The organism is Microbispora sp. GKU 823, assembly GCF_002027145.1.
Taxonomy (GTDB): domain Bacteria; phylum Actinomycetota; class Actinomycetes; order Streptosporangiales; family Streptosporangiaceae; genus Microbispora; species Microbispora siamensis.
Genome location: NZ_MWJN01000144.1, coordinates 1 through 17,193, shown reverse-complemented (window position 1 = coordinate 17,193; position 17,193 = coordinate 1). Strand labels below are relative to the sequence as shown.

General features: G+C 70.0%; 18 protein-coding genes, 2 pseudogenes and 1 riboswitch. Of the genes and pseudogenes, 10 read left to right on the top strand and 10 right to left on the bottom strand.

Annotation, left to right across the window (positions count from 1 at the left end):
* A partial coding sequence (locus B1L11_RS41115; protein ID WP_143737914.1) for a potassium-transporting ATPase subunit C occupies positions 1–456 on the top strand: 456 nt, incomplete at its 5' end.
* A 5-nt stretch (positions 457–461) separates the two neighbouring features.
* Positions 462–971: pseudogene (locus tag B1L11_RS41110) on the top strand (histidine kinase); the annotation flags it as partial.
* Between the two features lie 36 nt (positions 972–1,007).
* On the opposite strand, the gene B1L11_RS41105 reads toward B1L11_RS41110, so the two are convergent.
* Together B1L11_RS41105 and B1L11_RS41100 are read right to left on the bottom strand one after the other, a co-directional pair.
* Complete coding sequence (locus B1L11_RS41105) at positions 1,008–2,027, bottom strand: ribonucleotide-diphosphate reductase subunit beta (RefSeq protein ID WP_143737913.1); 1,020 nt, start codon at positions 2,025–2,027, stop codon at positions 1,008–1,010.
* Positions 2,028–2,065: 38 nt separating this feature from the next.
* Positions 2,066–4,501 carry a ribonucleoside-diphosphate reductase subunit alpha gene (locus B1L11_RS41100; RefSeq protein WP_256863324.1) on the bottom strand — a complete coding sequence of 812 codons (2,436 nt, stop codon included), beginning with the start codon at positions 4,499–4,501 and terminating at the stop codon, positions 2,066–2,068.
* A gap of 131 nt (positions 4,502–4,632) precedes the next feature.
* A riboswitch (cobalamin riboswitch) is annotated at positions 4,633–4,859 on the bottom strand.
* A 268-nt stretch (positions 4,860–5,127) separates the two neighbouring features.
* Between B1L11_RS41100 and B1L11_RS41095 the strand changes: the two genes are divergently transcribed.
* Positions 5,128–6,042 (top strand): alpha/beta fold hydrolase, encoded by a 915-nt coding sequence (locus B1L11_RS41095; RefSeq protein WP_143737912.1) that lies wholly within the window; start codon positions 5,128–5,130, stop codon positions 6,040–6,042.
* Between the two features lie 60 nt (positions 6,043–6,102).
* Here the strand turns inward: B1L11_RS41095 and B1L11_RS41090 are convergent, their stop codons facing one another.
* On the bottom strand, positions 6,103–6,828 hold the full coding sequence (locus B1L11_RS41090; protein ID WP_079320618.1) for an alpha/beta fold hydrolase: 726 nt from the start codon (positions 6,826–6,828) through the stop codon (positions 6,103–6,105).
* A 160-nt stretch (positions 6,829–6,988) separates the two neighbouring features.
* On the opposite strand from B1L11_RS41090, the gene B1L11_RS41085 reads away from it, so the two are divergent.
* Positions 6,989–7,894 (top strand): helix-turn-helix domain-containing protein, encoded by a 906-nt coding sequence (locus B1L11_RS41085; protein ID WP_079320617.1) that lies wholly within the window; start codon positions 6,989–6,991, stop codon positions 7,892–7,894.
* Here the strand turns inward: B1L11_RS41085 and B1L11_RS41080 are convergent.
* Positions 7,803–8,186, bottom strand: coding sequence for an STAS domain-containing protein (locus tag B1L11_RS41080; protein WP_179155555.1), 384 nt, complete (start codon positions 8,184–8,186; stop codon positions 7,803–7,805). The two genes, B1L11_RS41085 and B1L11_RS41080, sit on opposite strands and share 92 nt — an antisense overlap.
* Before the next feature lie 226 nt (positions 8,187–8,412).
* Here B1L11_RS41080 and B1L11_RS41075 point away from each other — a divergent pair, with 226 nt between their 5' ends.
* Positions 8,413–9,054 carry a carbonic anhydrase gene (locus tag B1L11_RS41075; protein ID WP_079320615.1) on the top strand — a complete coding sequence of 214 codons (642 nt, stop codon included), beginning with the start codon at positions 8,413–8,415 and terminating at the stop codon, positions 9,052–9,054.
* Between the two features lie 105 nt (positions 9,055–9,159).
* Positions 9,160–9,858, top strand: a complete 699-nt coding sequence (locus tag B1L11_RS41070; protein ID WP_079320614.1) for a response regulator transcription factor — start codon at positions 9,160–9,162, stop codon at positions 9,856–9,858.
* On the opposite strand, the gene B1L11_RS53220 is transcribed toward B1L11_RS41070, so the two are convergent.
* Together B1L11_RS53220 and B1L11_RS53215 are read right to left on the bottom strand one after the other, a co-directional pair.
* The gene (locus B1L11_RS53220) at positions 9,803–10,111 is read right to left on the bottom strand and encodes a sensor histidine kinase KdpD (RefSeq protein ID WP_256863323.1); all 309 of its coding nucleotides are present in this window, start codon (positions 10,109–10,111) and stop codon (positions 9,803–9,805) included. The genes B1L11_RS41070 and B1L11_RS53220 overlap by 56 nt on opposite strands.
* A 209-nt stretch (positions 10,112–10,320) precedes the next feature.
* Positions 10,321–10,383 (bottom strand): annotated as a pseudogene (locus tag B1L11_RS53215) (hypothetical protein); the annotation flags it as partial.
* 292 nt (positions 10,384–10,675) lie between these two features.
* On the opposite strand from B1L11_RS53215, the gene B1L11_RS53210 reads away from it, so the two are divergent.
* The 3 genes from B1L11_RS53210 to B1L11_RS41055 all read left to right on the top strand — a co-directional run bounded on the left by B1L11_RS53210 (position 10,676) and on the right by B1L11_RS41055 (position 14,034).
* On the top strand, positions 10,676–10,846 hold the full coding sequence (locus B1L11_RS53210) for a hypothetical protein (RefSeq protein WP_256863322.1): 171 nt from the start codon (positions 10,676–10,678) through the stop codon (positions 10,844–10,846).
* Positions 10,847–11,134: 288 nt separating this feature from the next.
* Positions 11,135–12,346 carry an MFS transporter gene (locus tag B1L11_RS41060; RefSeq protein WP_256863321.1) on the top strand — a complete coding sequence of 404 codons (1,212 nt, stop codon included), beginning with the start codon at positions 11,135–11,137 and terminating at the stop codon, positions 12,344–12,346.
* A 359-nt stretch (positions 12,347–12,705) separates the two neighbouring features.
* A complete protein-coding gene (locus B1L11_RS41055; protein WP_143737911.1) occupies positions 12,706–14,034 on the top strand; it encodes a HAMP domain-containing sensor histidine kinase in 1,329 nt (442 codons plus the stop codon).
* 49 nt (positions 14,035–14,083) lie between these two features.
* On the opposite strand, the gene B1L11_RS46160 is transcribed toward B1L11_RS41055, so the two are convergent.
* The 4 genes from B1L11_RS46160 to B1L11_RS41040 all read right to left on the bottom strand — a co-directional run bounded on the left by B1L11_RS46160 (position 14,084) and on the right by B1L11_RS41040 (position 16,168).
* The gene (locus B1L11_RS46160) at positions 14,084–14,401 is read right to left on the bottom strand and encodes a hypothetical protein (protein ID WP_143737910.1); all 318 of its coding nucleotides are present in this window, start codon (positions 14,399–14,401) and stop codon (positions 14,084–14,086) included.
* A complete protein-coding gene (locus tag B1L11_RS41050; protein WP_079320611.1) occupies positions 14,398–14,580 on the bottom strand; it encodes a hypothetical protein in 183 nt (60 codons plus the stop codon). The genes B1L11_RS46160 and B1L11_RS41050 overlap by 4 nt, the downstream gene beginning before the upstream one ends.
* Before the next feature lie 16 nt (positions 14,581–14,596).
* Positions 14,597–15,397: a hypothetical protein gene (locus B1L11_RS41045; RefSeq protein WP_079320610.1), complete on the bottom strand. Its 801-nt coding sequence runs from the start codon at positions 15,395–15,397 to the stop codon at positions 14,597–14,599.
* Positions 15,398–15,658: 261 nt separating this feature from the next.
* Positions 15,659–16,168 carry a GbsR/MarR family transcriptional regulator gene (locus B1L11_RS41040; protein ID WP_079320609.1) on the bottom strand — a complete coding sequence of 170 codons (510 nt, stop codon included), beginning with the start codon at positions 16,166–16,168 and terminating at the stop codon, positions 15,659–15,661.
* A gap of 87 nt (positions 16,169–16,255) precedes the next feature.
* Here B1L11_RS41040 and B1L11_RS41035 point away from each other — a divergent pair, with 87 nt between their 5' ends.
* Positions 16,256–17,071 (top strand): class I SAM-dependent methyltransferase, encoded by an 816-nt coding sequence (locus tag B1L11_RS41035; protein ID WP_079320608.1) that lies wholly within the window; start codon positions 16,256–16,258, stop codon positions 17,069–17,071.
* Positions 17,072–17,193 lie beyond the last annotated feature (122 nt).

The window sequence follows — 17,193 nt, the reverse complement described above, 5'->3', positions numbered from 1 at the left end:
GGCGTCAGCGGAGCCAGGCCGTACTGCACGGCGGACGGAGTCGGCGCGGTGCTCAAGGTCTTCCCCGCCGTCGGCACCCCCACCCGAGTGGTCAGCGTCAACCAGGCCTGCCCGACCACGCCGTTCATCCCGGTCTACCAAGGCGTGAAGGTCGAATGCGGCAAGCCCGGACAGGACTACGCGGCCGGCCGCACCGTCCCTGTCCGGGGAAACGTGACGGACGTGCCGGTGCCCGCCGACGCGGTCACCGCGAGCGGCAGCGGCCTCGACCCGCACATCTCCGTCGCGTACGCCGAACTGCAGGCCCCCCGGGTCGCCAGGGAGCGCGGCCTCGGCCTGGACGCGGTGCGGGCCCTCATCGAGCGGCACACCACCGGCAGGGCGCTCGGCTTCATGGGCGAGCCCGGCGTGAACGTGCTGGAGCTCAACCTGGATCTGGACAGGCTGAAGGGGTGAGGTAGATGGCGCGCGGGCGGCTGCGGATCTACCTCGGCGCGGCACCCGGGGTCGGCAAGACCTACGCGATGCTCAGCGAAGGTCACAGAGCGCTGGAACGAGGGAAGGACGTGGTCGTGGGCATCGTCGAGACCCACGACCGCCCCCGCACCGCCGAACTCATGGAGGGTATTGAGGTCCTCCCACGGCGGCATGTCGTCTACAGGGGTGCGACCTTCACCGAGCTGGACGTCGAGGCGGTCATCGCCCGCGCACCGAAGATCGTCCTGGTCGACGAGCTGGCGCACACCAACGTCGTCGTCGCGCTGACCGGCGGGCCGGAGGGCGACACCCTCATCAGGCGCGCCGCCCGCATCGCCGCCCGCACGAAGGGCGCCGATCTGCTGGCCGTCCACGTCACCCGGGCGGACGGGCTCGCCGGAGGCGACCCGGCGCTGCTGGCGCGCCAGCGCGCACTCGTGGAGAGCATGGGCGGCACCTACCACCAGGTCGTCGGCGACGACATCCCCCGCGCGTGGTCCTCACCCTGCCGATCTTCTCGCGAGCCGGGATCAGAAGTCGGCGTCGAAGCTGACCGTGCCGGTCACGCCCACCTGATACGCCGACACCCGCCGCTCGAAGAAGTTCGAGAGCTCCTGGACGTCCTGCAACTCCATGAAGGCGAACGGGTTCTTCGCCCCGTACAGCGGTGGGATGTCCAGCTGGGCCAGCCGGCGATCGGCGACGTGCTCCAGGTAGGCCCGCATGTCGGCGATCGACATGCCGGGCACTCCGCCGCCGAGCAGGTCCTCCGCGAACTGGACCTCGCACTCCACCGCCTCGGCGAGCATCTCGCGGACCTGGTTCGCCATCTCCTCGTCGAACAGCCCCGGCTCCTCCTGCCGGACCGTCTCCACCACGTCGAAGGCGAAGGCCATGTGCATGGACTCGTCGCGGAACACCCAGTTGGTGCCCGAGGCGAGACCGTTGAGCAGGCCGCGCGAGCGCAGGAAGTACACGTAGGCGAAGGCCCCGTAGAAGAACAGACCCTCGATGCACGCGGCGAAGCAGATCAGGTTGAGCAGGAAGGCCCGCCGGTCCTCCCGGGTACGCAGTTCGCGCAGCTCGAAGATCGAGTCGATCCAGCGGAAGCAGAAGTCGGCCTTGCGCCGGATGGACGGGATGTTCTCGACCGCCGCGAACGCCGCGAACCGCTCGTCCTCGTCGGGTACGTACGTGTCCAGCAGGTTCAGGTAGAACTGGACGTGGACGGCCTCCTCGAACAGCTGCCGGGACAGGTAGAGGCGGGCCTCGGGGGCGTTGACGTGCTGGTAGAGGTTGAGCACCAGGTTGTTGGCCACGATCGTGTCGCCGGTGGCGAAGAAGGCGACCAGGCGGCTGACCAGGTGCCGCTCAGCGGGGGAGAGCCGGTCCAGGTCCTTGAGGTCGGAGTGCAGGTCCACCTCCTCCACCGTCCAGGTGTTCTTGATCGCGTCCCGATAGCGGTCGAAGAAGCGCGGGTAGCGCATCGGCCTCAGGGTGAGGCTCATTCCCGGGTCGAGCAGCATCGAAGTCTCGGGGTCGGTGGTCATGGCTCTCGCCTTTCGAGTGATGTTTCCGGGGGGCGTGCTCATTGGCACGCTTCGCACGACTCCGGGTTCTCCAGCGAGCAGGCGAGCGCCTCGGCGGTCATCGCCGCCTTCTCGGAGACCGTTCGCTCCTCCGGCTGCGCCTTCTGCGACGCCAGGGACACCGTCGCCTGCTGGATCCGCGTAGCGGGACGCGACCGCAGGTAGTAGGTGGTCTTCAGGCCGCTCTTCCAGGCGTACAGGTACATCGAGGAGAGCTTGTCGATGGTCGGCGCGCTCATGAACAGGTTGAGCGACTGGCTCTGGTCGATGTACGGCGCGCGCGCGGCGGCCATGTCGATGAGCGCTCGCTGCGGCAGCTCCCAGGCCGTGCGGAACAGCTCACGCAGCTCCGCGGGGAGTGCCTCGATCCCCTGAACCGAGCCGTCGGCCCGCTTGATGGCGGTCCTGATCTCCTCGTTCCACAGGCCGCGCGCCTTCAGCTCCGCCACGAGCGCGCTGTTGATCTGGAGGAACTCGCCGCTGAGGGTCTCGCGCTTGAAGAGGTTGGACACCTGCGGCTCGATGCACTCGTAGCACCCGGCGATGGACGCGATGGTCGCGGTGGGCGCGATCGCGATGAGCAGCGAGTTGCGCAGCCCGTGCTCGGCGATCCGCTCGCGAAGCGCCGTCCAGCGCTCGTCCTGAGCGCCGGTGACCTTCCACAGGTCGGGCTGCAGGAGCCCGCGGGCGGCCCAGGTCTGCTGGAAGGCCGGATGAGGACCCGCCTTCGCGGCCAGGTCGGCCGAGGTCTCCAACGCCGTCAGATAGATCTCTTCGGCGATGCGGGTGGACAGGTCCTTCGCCTGGGGAGAGTCGAACGGCATCCGAAGCGCGAAGAAGACGTCCTGGAGGCCCATCACGCCGAGGCCGACGGGGCGCCAGCGGGGGTTGCTCGCCGCTGCCTGCGGGCTCGGGTAGTAGTTGATGTCGATGACGCGGTCGAGGAAGGTGACCGCGGTGCGCACGGTGGCGCGCAACCGCTCCCAGTCCATCCCGTCCCCGGCCAGATGCGCGGCGAGGTTGACCGAGCCGAGGTTGCACACGGCGGTCTCCGTGTCGCTGGACACCTCGAGGATCTCCGTGCACAGGTTGGACAGGTGCACCACGTTGCCGGGCTCGGCGGTCTGGTTGCACAGCCGGTTGGACGCGTCTTTGAAGGCCATCCAGCCGTTGCCGGTCTGGGCCAGCGTGCGCATCATCTTGCCGTACAGGTCCCTGGCCTTGACCTGACGGACGTACCGGCCGGCGGCCTCGGCCGCGCGGTAGGCGGCGTCGAAGTCCTCTCCCCACAGGTCTGGCAGCTCCGGGACCTCGTCCGGGTCGAACAGCGACCACATCGCGTCGGCTTCGACCCGGCGCATGAACTCGTCCGGGATCCAGTTGGCGAGGTTGAGGTTGTGGGTGCGGCGGGCGTCCTCACCGGTGTTGTCGCGCAGTTCGAGGAACTCCTCGATGTCGGGGTGCCAGGTCTCCAGGTAGACGCAGGCCGCGCCCTTGCGGCGGCCGCCCTGGTTGACGGCGGCCACCGACGCGTCGAGGGTGCGCAGCCACGGCACGATGCCGTTGGAGTGCCCGTTGGTGCCCCGGATGAGCGCACCCCGCGAACGCACCCGTGACCAGGAGATACCGATCCCTCCGGCGAACTTCGACAGGTGCGCCACCTGCGCGTACCGCTCGTAGATCGAGCCCAGTTCGTCGCGGGGGGAGTCGACCAGGTAGCAGGAGGACATCTGGGTGTGCCGGGTCCCGGAGTTGAACAGCGTCGGCGAGCTGGGCAGGTAGGCCAGCGACGACATCAGCCGGTAGAACCCGATCGCCTCGGCCGGTGTGGTCGCGAGGCCGCACGCCACGCGCAGCAGCCAGTACTGCGGGGTCTCCAGCACCAGCCGGGTGGAGGGATGGCGCAGCAGGTAACGGTCGTACACCGTGCGCAGGCCGAAGTACTCGAACCGGAGGTCGCCCCTGGGGTCGATCGCGTCGTCGAGCTTGCGGGCGTTCGCGGCCACGAAGTCGGCCGTGGCGTCGCCGATCAGCCCCTGCGCGTGTCCCAGCCGGATCGCCTGGCTGAAGGAGGCCACTCCCTGGCCGCGGACCTCCTTGTCGATGTACCCGGCCAGCAGCCTGGCGGCCAGCCGCGAGTACTGCGGCTCCTCGCCGATCATCTCCGCCGCGGTCTGGATCGACAGCCGATCCAGCTCGGCGGTGGTGGCCCCGTCGTACAGGCCGCTGATCGTCTTGGTCGCCACGCGGAGCGGATCGACGTCGGTGAGATCGTCCGCCCAGCGCTCCACCGCTCGGACGATCTTGTTGACGTCGACCGGCTCGCTCGCCCCGTTGCGCTTGCGTACGTGCATCTGCGCTCGTCGCGGCATGGACCCCTGCCGCTCGGCGTCCACCGACGACACCCCGTCCGGTGACACCCCTGTGACCGTCACAGCTCTCTCCTCGCGCTCGGTCCCCAAGGCCCGAGGCAGCGCGCAGGAGGCATGCCGGCGAGCACGCGAAAGCGGCGCGCCAGAGCCATCGGCCGTCCCGCGCGGCCTCCGACCAGCCGCACACCCGTTCACGCGGTGCGCGGCGCGCTGGCAGGTCTTCGGACTCGTGGGCGGCGCGGCCAGGTTGCCGCATTGCCTACTGGTTGTCGCTTCCCAGATCCGCCGGTAGGCCGGATCCAGTGCGTGTGACAACGGTCGTTCCCACTCACCGCTGCGGGGCAGTCCCGGACTTCCACCGGGTTCCCTCTTGCCTCGGCCGCCCTGGACGGACGGACGAACCAGCTGCAGCCACCACCATATATAGGGGGCGAGGAAAAGTCACACCCAACATGTCGCGTCACAGGAGTAACGCACCCTGTGTGCGCCCGGCCCGAAGGGCGATCGCGGCCCTCCCCGGCGGACCGCGGTTGTCCCCCGCACGAGCTACCGGCGAATGTCCACCGTGCGGGGACGATCACGGACCGCCCGATCCGTAGCGTTACATCGCAGCCACGGCGCACCGTTCGCTACCCCGCCACACCGCCGTGCGCATCACCCCGGCGTCGACTCGCTCACTGGAGGACCTCATGCTCCGCAAGATCAAGACACCCGTTGTGGCCGCGCTGTGCTGCACCGTGCTCGGCGCGGGGGTCGCCGGCTGCGACGGCGACTCGCTGGAGAACTGGGACCCCCTCGCCCCCGCCACGCGGACGGCCGATGCCGCCCCGATCTCCGGGACCGAGAAGATCGATGTCGCGGGCCGGTCGGTGAACGTGTCCTGTTCGGGCACCCCGGAGAAGGGCAAGCCGGTCATCATCCTGCTGCACGGGGCCGGCGACGGGCTGGACAAGCTGGCCGCCATCCAGAAGACGCTGAGCAAGCAGAACCGGGTCTGTTCCTACGAGCGGCTCGGCGCGGGCGCGAGCGACCAGCCGGACGGCCCGCAGAGCTTCTCCAGCACCGGGAAGATCCTGACCGGGGTGCTCGACCGCGTCGCCGGTGACAGCCCGGTCGTCCTCGCCGGGCACTCGCTGGGCGGGCTGATCGCCGCCAGGTACGCCCCCGACCACCAGGACAGGGTCAAGGGGCTGGTTCTCATGGACGCCACCCCGCCCACCATGATGGACGACATCACGAAGGCGATCCCCGAGTCCGCCACCGGCCCGGCCGCCGAGCTGCGCGCACAGAACCTCGCGATGTTCAAGGGCGAGAACCCGGAGAAGCTCGTCATCACCGACGGCGAGGTCCGTTCCGCCGGGAACATCCCGGTGGAGGTGATCCAGCACGGCAAGCCGTACCTCGCGGCCGTCCCCAAGTACGGGCCGCGCCTGGAGCAGGCGTGGGCCGCGGGTCAGCGCAAGTGGCTCGCGCTGTCCAGCGGCAGCAAGCTGAGCACGGCCAAGAACAGCGGCCACTACATCTACGTCGACCAGCCCGATGTCGCCGTCCAGGCCATCGAGCGCGTCACCGAGCAGGCCGCACGTCAAGCGCATGGTGAGTGACCACAGGCCCAGGATCAGTGGCGCGTCCGGGCAAGGGCCCGCGCGGCTCGAGTGGGCGGGTCAGCCGAGCTTGAGCAGCAGTTCGGAGAGCTCGGCCGGCATCGTGATCATGCAGTCGTGGCCCGTCTCCAGTTCCCACACCTGTGCCGGGCTGCCGTTGGGCTGTATCGCCGGGACGGGCCGCCGCTCGATGCCCTCCGGTACGGCGGCGACGCAGTGGATGTGCGTCCGCGGAATGGTCTGCACGGCCGGGTTGTCCAGCCGGACCGGTTGCCGGAAGCAGAGCACCGGCTGATCCGACAACATCGTCCGCAGCCAGGCCGCGTCGGCCGGGTCGGTGACCCCGAACAGGCCGAAGGGCGGCGGCAACTCGGGCATCGGCGGGATCCGCCAGCCGACCTCGGACTCCGCGGCACGGTCGATGAGGGCCTGGGTCACGGGGTGCACATCGAGCGCGGTCTCGCCGTCCTCCGGGACCATCGCGTCGAGATAGACCAGATGGGCGATCCGATCCGGGATCCGGTTGGCGGCGGACGAGATGACCAGCCCGGCGTAGCTGTGGCCCACCAGGATCACGTCGGTGAGATCCTCCTCGGTGATCAGCCTGACGATGTCGTCGACGTGCGTGTCCAGCCCTATCTCGGGGCCGAGCAGATGCGCCTTGTCGCCGAAGCCGGTCAGCGACGGCGCGACCACCCGATGCCCGGCCGATGCCAGCAACGGGACCACCCGCTCCCAGCACTGCCCGCTGTGCCAGGCCCCGTGTACGAGCAGAAACGTCGACATGGTGTAGCTCCTTGTTCGCGGAAGGGACCACCAGCGGATTTCGCCGGCGTTCGTCCCGGAAGCGAGGTTTCCGCTCACCCGCCGGCAGAGCCAGAGCCCTCGCGATCCTGGGGGTGACAGGACCAGGCACGCACGAAAGTGCGCGAATTACAGTGGGGAGATGAGCGACGAATCCAACCTTTTGGGCGATTACGTACGCGCCCGCCGGGAGCTCGTCACTCCTGAACAGGCCGGCATCCCCTCCGTCGGCGTACGGCGCGTGCCGGGCCTGCGCCGGGAGGAGGTCGCGATGCTCGCCGGCATCAGCGCCGATTACTACCTGCGCCTGGAACAGGGCCGCGATCGCAACCCCTCCCCGCAGGTCCTCGAGTCCCTCGCCCGCGTGCTGCTGCTCGACGACGACGCGACGGCCTACCTGCTACGTCTCGGGGCGGGAAAACCCCGGCGGCGACGGCGGCCCCGGAAGGAGACCGTCCCTCCTGGCATCGCCAAACTCGTCGTCACGCTCCCGCTCCCCGCGTACGTGGAGGGCCGCTACTTCGACGTCCTCGCCGCCAACGCGCTGGCGACCGCTCTGTCGCCGCGACTCGTGGCGGGGGGCAACCGCCTGCGGGACGTTTTCCTCGACCCCGCCGAGCAGGCCCTCTATCCGGACTGGGAGGACGCCGCGCAGGGCATGGTCGCCGGCTTCCGCGAGTCCGTCGGCACCGACACGGACGACCCCCGATTCATCGAACTCGTCGGCGAACTCTCCCTCGCCAGCCCCCGCTTCAGCAGGCTCTGGGCGCGCCACGACGTGAACACGTGCGAAGGCACACCCAAGCACATTGACCACCCCCAGGTCGGTGACCTCTGGCTGAACCGGGAGAGATTGGGCGTCAGCGGCGTGACCGGCCAGACGCTCGTCGTCCTCCACCCGGACCCCGGCACCGACAGTGCCGACAAGCTCGCGCTCCTTGCGTCCGTCGTGCCGATCAAGGAGACCCGGACGACTGACCGTCTCCGCCGGCATCAAGGGCCTCCTCCACGGACTGGTACCGGTCGAAGGCCGACAGCAGGCGCGTGAGGGACAGAATGCGCTCGACACGGGGCTCGACGGCCGCGAGGGCGATGCCGATGTCGAGCGCCTGACAGCCCCTCAGGACGTACACAAGGGCGGACAGACCGGCCGAGTCGCAAAACGACACCGCGGCGAGGTCGAGCACGAGTCCGGCGGGCTCGACCTTCCAGACCGTCCTGACGGCGGCCTTGAGCCGCTCCGCGGTGCTGCGGTCGAGGTCACCCGTGACCGTGAGGATGACCCAGTCACGGTCATGGCGCGAGCGGATGTCGAAAGCGGGGGATGCGGGCGGGATCACGGCCCTGCTCCTTTCGGGAACGTGTTTCACCTTGCCCGGAAACACACGCGAATGAGAGCGCAGACCGGTCTTCGCCTTGATCCTTGCTGGAATCGTTACCTGCTCTACGGCACCAGGGCCGGTGGAAGCCGGGTTCCGGCACTGCGGCCACGCCGCCACAGGCAGCGGGCGGTGCGAGGACCGGGCAGCGCGACGGCCGCGCCGGGGGGTGGCTTAGGCTGCGGTCATGGCCGAGATCACGTCTCCGACTCCCAAGGAAGCCTTCGAGCTGTTGCTCGCCGGTAACCGACGCTTCGTCGCCGGCGCCCCCGAGCACCCGAACCAGGACGCGACACGCCGCGCCGAGATCGCACCGGGTCAGCGCCCGTTCGCGGTGCTGTTCGGATGCTCCGACTCCCGGTTGGCCGCCGAGATCATCTTCGATCGTGGCCTGGGCGACCTGTTCGTGGTGCGCACCGCGGGCCACGTGACGGGTACGGAGGTGCTGGGCAGCATCGAGTACGGAGTGGACGTGCTGGACTGCCCGCTGGTGGTGGTTCTCGGCCATGACTCGTGCGGCGCGGTCGCCGCCGCGTGCGCCGCACTGGAGGACGGGATGGTGCCGTCCGGGTACGTCCGGGACGTCGTCGAGCGAGTGACCCCCAGCGTGCTCGCGGCGCGGGCCGCAGGTCGCGTGGAGGCCGACGAGATCCTGGCTGAGCACGTGAGGCACACGGTTGACCTGCTGTTGGACCGCTCTCGGGTGCTCGCCGAACGGGTCGGCGCGGGCGAGGCCGCCGTTGTGGGCCTGTGCTACCGCCTGGCCGACGGCAGCGCTCAGGTGGTGGCAGCCCGCGGTCTCGAAGTCACCGCCGACTCCGCATCGTGACAGGAGCTCCACCAGCCGTTTCTGTGCATGGCCGGCGGCGCCGGTGACGTTCGATGAGCGTGGCGCCTGAGTCCACCGGTCGGCAGCACGGTGAGAGCTGAGTGCATGGCGCGGGTGCTTGTGGTGGAGGACGATCCGGTGATCGGGCCGGAGCTGGAGTCGGCGCTGACCGTCGCGGGCTACCGGACCGACCTCGCGGCCACGGGGGCGAGGGCGCTCGATCTGGGCGGGGCGGTCATGCCCGATCTGGTGCTGCTGGACCTGGGGCTGCCGGACGATGACGGCGTCACCGTGTGCCGCCGGATGCGGGCGGTTCTGCCGCAGGCGGTGATCGTGGTGCTGACGGCGCGCACCGAGGAGTTCGAGGTGGTCGTGGCGCTCGACGCGGGGGCGGACGACTATCTGACCAAGCCGTTCCGGCTGACCGAGCTGCTGGCCAGGCTACGTGCCCATCTGCGTCGCCAGGCGGCGCCCCGGGACGACGATCGGACCTTGAAGGTGGGGCGGCTCAGCCTCGACCTGCCGGCTCGCAGGGCGTACGTCGCGGGCGACGAGGTGGCGCTGCGGCCCAAGGAGTTCGACCTGCTGACGGCGCTGGCGTCCCGCGCCGGTGAGGTCGTCTCCCGCGAGGAGCTGATGGACGAGGTGTGGGACGTCAACTGGTTCGGGCCGACCAAGACGCTCGACGTGCACGTGTTCGCGCTCCGCCGCAAGCTCATCGACCACGGAGAGGATCCGCAGCGGATCGCTACGGTACGGGGACGGGGCTATCGCTACGAGCTGCCGGAGACAGCAGAAGGCTGAAGACCGGCGGAACGGTCCTGCGCAGGACCAGGCGGCCCGCCTCGGCCTCGGCCAGCGAGCGGGCCAGCGCGAGGCCGATGCCGTGCCCGTCGGCCGCGCGCCGGGCGAACACGTCCATATCCTCCGGGACTCCCGGTCCGCGGTCGGCCACCTCGATCGCGACGCCGTCGGCGAGGTCCGCCGCCTCGACGGTGACCTCGCCCTCACCGTGGACCAAGGCGTTGTCGAGCAGCACGCGCAGGATCTGCCGCACGCCGCGGCGGAGGCGGCGACGGGGGGCAGGTCGTCCGGCACGCTGACCGTCAGCCGGCGCCCTTGGGCGGCGAGCGGGCCCTGCCAGCACTCCCTGACCTCATCGAGCACGGCGGGTACGTCGAGTGGCGCCGATCCGGTCCGGTGGTCACGGGTGAGCCGTACGAGGTCGTCGATCACGGTCTGCAGCCGCTCGCCTCGCGTGAGAGCGGTGTGGACGGCGTCGGCGAGGGCGGCGTTCGGCCGGGCCAGGGCCGCCTCCAGCCCGAGCATCATCCCGGTGAGCTGGGTGCGGAGCTGGTGGGAGACGTTGGCGCTGAAGGCGCGCTCACGATCGAGCACGTCACCGAGCCTGCGGGCGGTGGCTTCCAGTGCGAGCCCGGCCTGGTCGGCCTCCCGCACATTGGATCGCGGCGCCCGGATCGTGAAGTCGCCGTCGCCGAGGGCCTGTGCGGAGCGGGTCAGGTCCTCCAGCGGCGCGGCGAGCCTCGCCGACTGACGCCGTGCGAACGCGGCGGCCAGTCCGATCACGAGTACGGCCAGCCCGGCCATGATGAGCCACGCGATGTGCGTCTTGCCGGCCACCGTGTCGTACGAGGTGGCGACCCTCACCACCCCCGGCGTCTCGTCGGACGGGACGGGCGCGGTGGCGATGAGGACGCCACCCTCGACGCCCTCTCTGAGCGGCGACCGGGCAGGGCCCGATCCGAGGAGCCGCCGTCCGTCCGTCGTGTAGACGCCGACGGTCATATCGCGGGGAAGACCGGTGGGGAGCGAAACCGGGGCGGCGCTGGAGAAGGTGGAGGCCACCCACGTCGCCTCCATTTCCAGTGACTCGATCGCTCCGTCGTGGTAGAGCCGGGCGACGGCCACGGCCAGCGGCACCGCGAACAGGGAGACGGCCAGCACGGCCACCCCCGTGATCGTGGTGAGCAGACGGCTGCGCAACGACCTCATCCGCCCATGGTGGCCTCGCGAAGGTAAGCGGGGCGCTAACCGAGCAATGAGTAGCCTTCCCATCACCATGAGTGACAGAAATCTCATCCGGCTCCTGCTGACCAGCCAGTTCTCCATCAAGTTCGGCTTCACCCTGCTGATGCCGTACCTCGCGGGGCACCTCACGCACGGCCTCGGCCTGACCGCGTCGGCGGTGGGACTGATCCTCGGGATCCGCAACGCGAGCCAGCGCGGGCTGGCGCTGGTCGGCGGGCATCTGGCCGACCGGTTCGGGTGCCGCGCCGCCGTCGTGACCGGCTGCGCGCTGAGGTCCGCGGGGTTCGGACTGCTCGCGTTCGCCGACAGGGTGCCGGCGCTGGTGCTGGCCTCGGCGGCGACCGGTTTCGCGGGCGCGCTGTTCGACCCGGGGATACGCACCATGCTGGCGACGGTCGCCGGTGACCGCAGGACCACCCTGTTCGGCCGTTTCAACGTGGCCGGGCAGGCCGGGCTGCTGCTCGGCCCGCTGGCCGGGCTGGTGCTGGCCGCGCTGGACTTCCGCCTGGTCGCGCTCGTCGCCGCCGCGGTGTTCGCCGTCCTCACCATGGTCCAGGCGGTCGCGCTTCCCGCCGTCGCCGCCACGGCCCCCAGGGAGGACCGCGCCGGATGGCGGAGGGTCCTGCGGGATCGCCGCTTCCTCGTCTTCTCCCTCGCCATGGCCGGGTCGTACCTGCTGCCGTTCCAGATCTACGTCACGGTGCCGCTGGTCATGGGCCGCACGCTCGGGCCCGAACAGGACTTCGGGATGGGCGAGCTGTTCGCGCTGTCGGCGGTGCTGGCGATCGCGTTGCAGGGACGGGTGAGTGCGTGGGCGGCGAAGCGGTGGTCACCGCCGCGCTGCCTGGCGGCCGGTCTCGTGGTGATGGCGCTGGCGTTCGTGCCTCTGGCCGCGTTTCCGCAGCCCGTCGTGCCCTCCGTCCTCGACGAGGAGGTGGCCGAACATCTCGCGATGCTGCCGATGCTGGCCGGCGCGGCCCTGCTGGCCGTGGGCACGATGCTGATCTGCCCGTTCGAGATGGACGTCATCGTACGGCTGTCGCGCGGGCGTCTCGTCGCCACGCACTACGGCCTCTATTCGACCGTGTCCGGCGTCGCGACCGCCGTGGGCAACCTGCTCACCGGTCTGATGTGGGAGTCCCCGTACAGATGGCTGCCGTGGACGGCCTTCGTGGCGCTGGGATGCGGGTGCGCCGTGGGAGTGGCCCTTCTCAACCGCCGGCGACCGCTGACGCCGGCCTGAACGGCGCCCTCTGCGCGCCGGCAACCCGGCCCGGGCGCAGTGCGTCGCGGCGCTGCAGACCCTTGAGAAGACCAACGATGGAGCGCGCGGCCTGCGTATCCAGGACGCCTACGTCATCCAGTTCGCCGACCAGGTCACCCGCCACCGCGCCTCCCCGCTGCTGGCAGGCGATCACGCCTATCCAGAGGTGCGCGTACTCCCCTGACCGCTCAGCCGGTCTGCGTGACCGGGCAAACGTCCATACTCGGCATGGTCAAAAGGATTCATGCTTGGAACGAACAGGCCCCCGCACTGCTGGATACTTGGAAGTTCTGGGGGCATATGTGAGCTTTTTACACTCTTGGTCGATAAGAGCCCGTTTGACGCTCGCTGGGGGAGCCGTCTCGGCGCTGCTCTCCCTGCTGTCGGCTATAGGCGTCCTCATGGCCATCCGGAGCCTGACCACGGAATACCTGGTGGCTGGACTGGTGGCGGTGGCCGACCGTGTCGCCTACGCCGTCTCCGCCGGAACCACAGACTCTCTTGCACCACGCCCGCCTGCCCGGCATCTCCAGGTGGTGGACCAGCAGGGACGAGTGATCGAGGCGACGCGCAGCCTGTGGGGCCAGCCGGCCATCGTCTCCCTCCACCCCGCAGCGAATACGCGAGGATCGATCGCCACGACGGTGTGCAACCACGGCCCGGCCATCTGGGGCTGTCACCTCGTCGTGGCCGTCCCGGCCTTCCGCAGCGGGCACGCCCCCCTGACGGTCTACGCCGTCGCCCCCGCCGTACCCCTGTACGTACGCCCGGCTGTCGCCGCAGTGGTCTTCGGCGGCGCGCTCACCTTGACCTGCGCCCTGACCTTCCTGTGCTACCGGCTGCTGGGCAAGACGCTGAGCCCGGTCTACGCCATCTGCACCAAGCTCCGCGAGATCCAGGCCACGCACCCGACAGGCAGGGTGCCCATCCCGCCCAACCGGGACGAGATCCACATGCTGGCCCTGACCGTGAACGGCACCCTGGAGCGGCTCGAACAGGCCATGGAACAACAGCGCCGGTTCTCCACCGACGCGTCCCATGAGTTGCGTACGCCCATCGCGGCGATGCGCGCGCAGGTGGAGGACGCCCTCCTCGCCTCCACCGATGACGAGGTGCTCACCCTGGCCCATTCGCTGATTCCCAGCATCGATCGGTTGCAGGCGATCACGACGGACCTGCTGACACTGTCCCGGCTCGACGCCACGCCGCAGTCCGGCCGGCGGCACATCGACCTGACAGCCCTGGTCTCCCAGGAACTGGCACGGCGCCCCTCGACGAAGAAGATCGTCACAAGCCTGCAGACAGATGTGTGCGTCGTCGGCGACAACCTCCGACTCGCCCGTCTGCTGACCAGCCTGCTGGACAACGCCGAGAGGCACGCCGCCACCACGATTTCCCTGATCGTCCATACAGAACCGGGGTCCGCCGTTCTGGAGATCCTGGACGACGGCCCCGGTATCCCGCCGGACAAGCGCGAGATGGTCTTCCAGCGGTTCGCCCGGCTCGACACCGCGCGCAGCCGCGCCGCGGGCGGCACCGGCCTCGGCCTGTCGATCGCCCGGCAGATCGCGGAAAGCCACGGCGGGACGCTGACCGTCGAGGACAGCGCCCACGGAGCGCGCCTCGTCCTTCGCCTACCCCGATGCCCCAACGGCGACGGCGGTTGACGGGCTGTCGGCGCCCACCTCCGCCTGAGCGTCGCAACGCTGGCCGTGGTCAGGCGACGGAGTGAGCCGGTGTAGGTGCCGGCGGCCACACCGGAGAACGGGATCGACAGAACGAGGGTGGGGGTCCAGCTAGCGTTATGGCGGTGTGGGAGAACGCCGTCCGTGGGACGGCGAGGGTGACCCTGCTCGCGGCGGTCGGCTGGCCGGGGACGAAGGTCCCGCCACCCTGGGTGTCGGTCGCGGGGCCGGACCAGTAGCTCATGTTGGCCCGGCCGATCGTGACCGCCGGTGTAGTGGTGCGGGTGTAGTCGGTCGAGGAGACGGTGGCCGTCCATGCCCCGGCGCCGGGATCGCGGTGGTCGGTCACGTCACCGTCCCCATCTGCGCGCTGCGCTGGCTTCCGGGCGGTCCGCTGCCCAGCGACATCGCGGCGGGAGCGGTGACGGTCAGCGCCCCCTCCCTGGCCAGCACGTAGGTGGCCGGCGAGGGAGCCGCGGACGCCGAGGGGATGGGGAGGGCGGTGACGGCCAGGACGGCCGCGGTCACGAGGGGTTGGGTGCGTCTATGCATTTATGCCCTTCGTTGGGATTCGGGACTGGGAGCGGGCTCGGCGACGCCAGGCCACGAGACCGGCGGCCGCGAGAGCCGATGCGACGACGACCGCGGGGAGGATCAGCCGCGACGTACTGGACAGGGTGACGGGCTTGCCCGCTCCGGCCTTGGGGAAGGCGACGGTCGCGGACACCTCGCGTTTCACCAGGCCGCTTCGGACGACCAGGTCGGCCTTCCAGGGTCCCTCAGGCAGCCGGGCGTCCATGACGACGGCCAGCCGCCCGGCCTCGCCCGGACGCAGCGTGACACCCAACTGCGCGGGGTAGGGTCCGGCGCGCAGCCCGCCCGGCCCGTCCGACAGCGACAGTGAGCCGGACAGGTCCAGGGTGCGGCCGCCGGTGTTGTGCACCTGCGCGGCCAGGACCGGGCGACCGGCGGCGTCCCGCTCGGGAGTGAGCCGGTCGATGCTCATGTCGGACGGCGGCTCACCGCCCGGGCCGATGTCGAGGTACATCCGGACGCCGACCCGGCTGGCCAGGCCGATGTTGTGCGTCTCGTCCGGCTCCGCGGTGGCCTGCGCCCAGATCACCCCGTACCGCTCGCCCTTCCAGGCGTCGGACGGCACCTTGACGGTGGACCAGGCCCTGCGGGACCGGCCGGGGGCCAGGTCGATCTCCGCGGGCGTGACGGTGGTCCAGCTCGTCAGCTCGTTCGGCGCGCGATCGGGCGCGAAGACGAACGCGTGGCCCCGGATGTCGGCCGCCGCCGGATACAGCGAGACCTGCATCCGGTGACCGCTGGTGTTGGACACCTCGATCCGCCGCCTGACGGTGCTGCCGGGGGGTCATCTCCACTGGGCAAGACGCGCCCGTGGATACGTGTCACCGACCCGATCGCAACGAAAGCTTGAACGCGTCCGCGCGACTGTCCGTTCGCACTGCGGTGATCCGGTCGTGCATCACGTTCGCGGTGACACCAGTGGCGCGATGACGGCGCCGGCCACACCGACCACGGTGGCCAGCCAGAAGAGCGCTGTGTAGGCGACGTCACCGGCCGCCCCGCCCGCCGGCGGCTACCTCGGCAAGATCGTGCTGACCGTCTGGTCGCTCTCACGTTCGGCCATCTGGAGCCGCCGCCACTTCGCCATCGACTGCTTGATCTCCTCGCGTAGGAACGCGAAGAACCGGCGGGTCTCGTCCATCCGCTGCCCGGCGGGGGAGTCGAGACCCAGGAGCGCGACGCCCTCGTCGGCGCCGTCCTGCACCCGGACCAGCACCGGGTCGGACTGGCTGACGAAGTGGCTCCAGGTGTGCTCGTGGATCCGGCAGAAGTCGTGCCGGGTGCCGGGTTCGCGGCCGCGTTCGACCAGTCGCACCTGCACCAGGTACTTGACCGCTCCCGAGATCGCCGACGCGCCGACGCCCAGTCGCTCCGCGAGTTCGGCGGCCGACAACTTGCCGGAGTCGGTGACCAGCAGCGCGGCGTACACGCGCGAGGCCATCCGGGGCATGCCGGATTCGACCATGATCTGCGCGAACCGTTCCTGGAAGACGGCGACTGCGCCCTCGTCCGCTCGCGTCACCGACGCTCCCTTCCTCCTCGTGGCCTGAACAGTTTAAGTCATTCACGAACTTCACGAAATTCGTGAAATAAGAGTAGTGTCGCTGTCGTGAAGGACACCGAACTCGTCGGAGTGCAGAAGACCCTCAGCCCCGTCCTCAGGGCCAAGGCACTGGACAACCGACTGCCGGACCCGATCCTCGGCGACGAATACGCCGAGCGGGTGATGCGCCGCCTCGACCCGGACTACGACAAGCGCAGATTCGGCACCAGCCAGATGGGCCTCGCCGCCGTGGTGCGGGCCAAGGCCCACGACGACTGGGCCCGAAGCTTCCTCGCCGATCACCCCGACGCGGTGGTGCTGCACCCGGGCTGCGGCCTCGACGCCCGGGTGTACCGGATCGACCCGCCCGCCACCGTCGACTGGTACGACCTGGACTATCCCCCCGTCGTCGAACTGCGGCGACGATTCCTGCCGCCGCGAGAGCACTACACCCTGGTCGGCTCCAGCGTCACCGACCTGACCTGGCTGGCACGCATCCCCCGCGGCCGGCCGGTGCTGATGATCGCCGAGGGGCTGGTGCCCTACCTGACCGAGAGCGACGTCCGGCGGCTGCTGACCAGCGTCGTCGACGCCTTCCCCTCCGGCCAGGCACAGTTCGACACGGTGCCCGTCTGGGCGTGGCGCACTTCGAGATGGGACCCCTCGCTGCGCAGATACGGCGCCCAGTTCCATTGCGGCTTCAACGACCCGGCCGCGCTGGCCGGTTGGCACCCGCGGCTCGAATACGTCGACGAGGCGCCGATGAACGACTCACCGGTGCTGATGGCCAAGGCGCCCGCGAACGTACGCCGCATGTACCGCCTCATGAACCTGCTGCCGGGCATGAAGCGGTCCACCCGCATCGTCCGGTTCCGGTTCTAACGCCGCCGACGGTCGATACTGCGCGGCCGCTTCGTGAGGCTGTGCACTAGGGCCTGTTTCTCGGATTTCCTGACGTGATCACGGTGTGGCTTCCACCCTGGTCGGTGTGGGAGGCCGAGGGG

Coding starts and splice junctions, on each gene's coding strand:
- B1L11_RS41105 (WP_143737913.1), bottom strand. CDS start 2,027: ATGACCACCGACCCCGAGACTTCGATGCTGCTCGACCCGGGAATGAGC.
- B1L11_RS41095 (WP_143737912.1), top strand. CDS start 5,128: ATGCTCCGCAAGATCAAGACACCCGTTGTGGCCGCGCTGTGCTGCACC.
- B1L11_RS41090 (WP_079320618.1), bottom strand. CDS start 6,828: ATGTCGACGTTTCTGCTCGTACACGGGGCCTGGCACAGCGGGCAGTGC.
- B1L11_RS41085 (WP_079320617.1), top strand. CDS start 6,989: ATGAGCGACGAATCCAACCTTTTGGGCGATTACGTACGCGCCCGCCGG.
- B1L11_RS41075 (WP_079320615.1), top strand. CDS start 8,413: ATGGCCGAGATCACGTCTCCGACTCCCAAGGAAGCCTTCGAGCTGTTG.
- B1L11_RS41070 (WP_079320614.1), top strand. CDS start 9,160: ATGGCGCGGGTGCTTGTGGTGGAGGACGATCCGGTGATCGGGCCGGAG.
- B1L11_RS53210 (WP_256863322.1), top strand. CDS start 10,676: ATGTGCGTCTTGCCGGCCACCGTGTCGTACGAGGTGGCGACCCTCACC.
- B1L11_RS41060 (WP_256863321.1), top strand. CDS start 11,135: ATGAGTGACAGAAATCTCATCCGGCTCCTGCTGACCAGCCAGTTCTCC.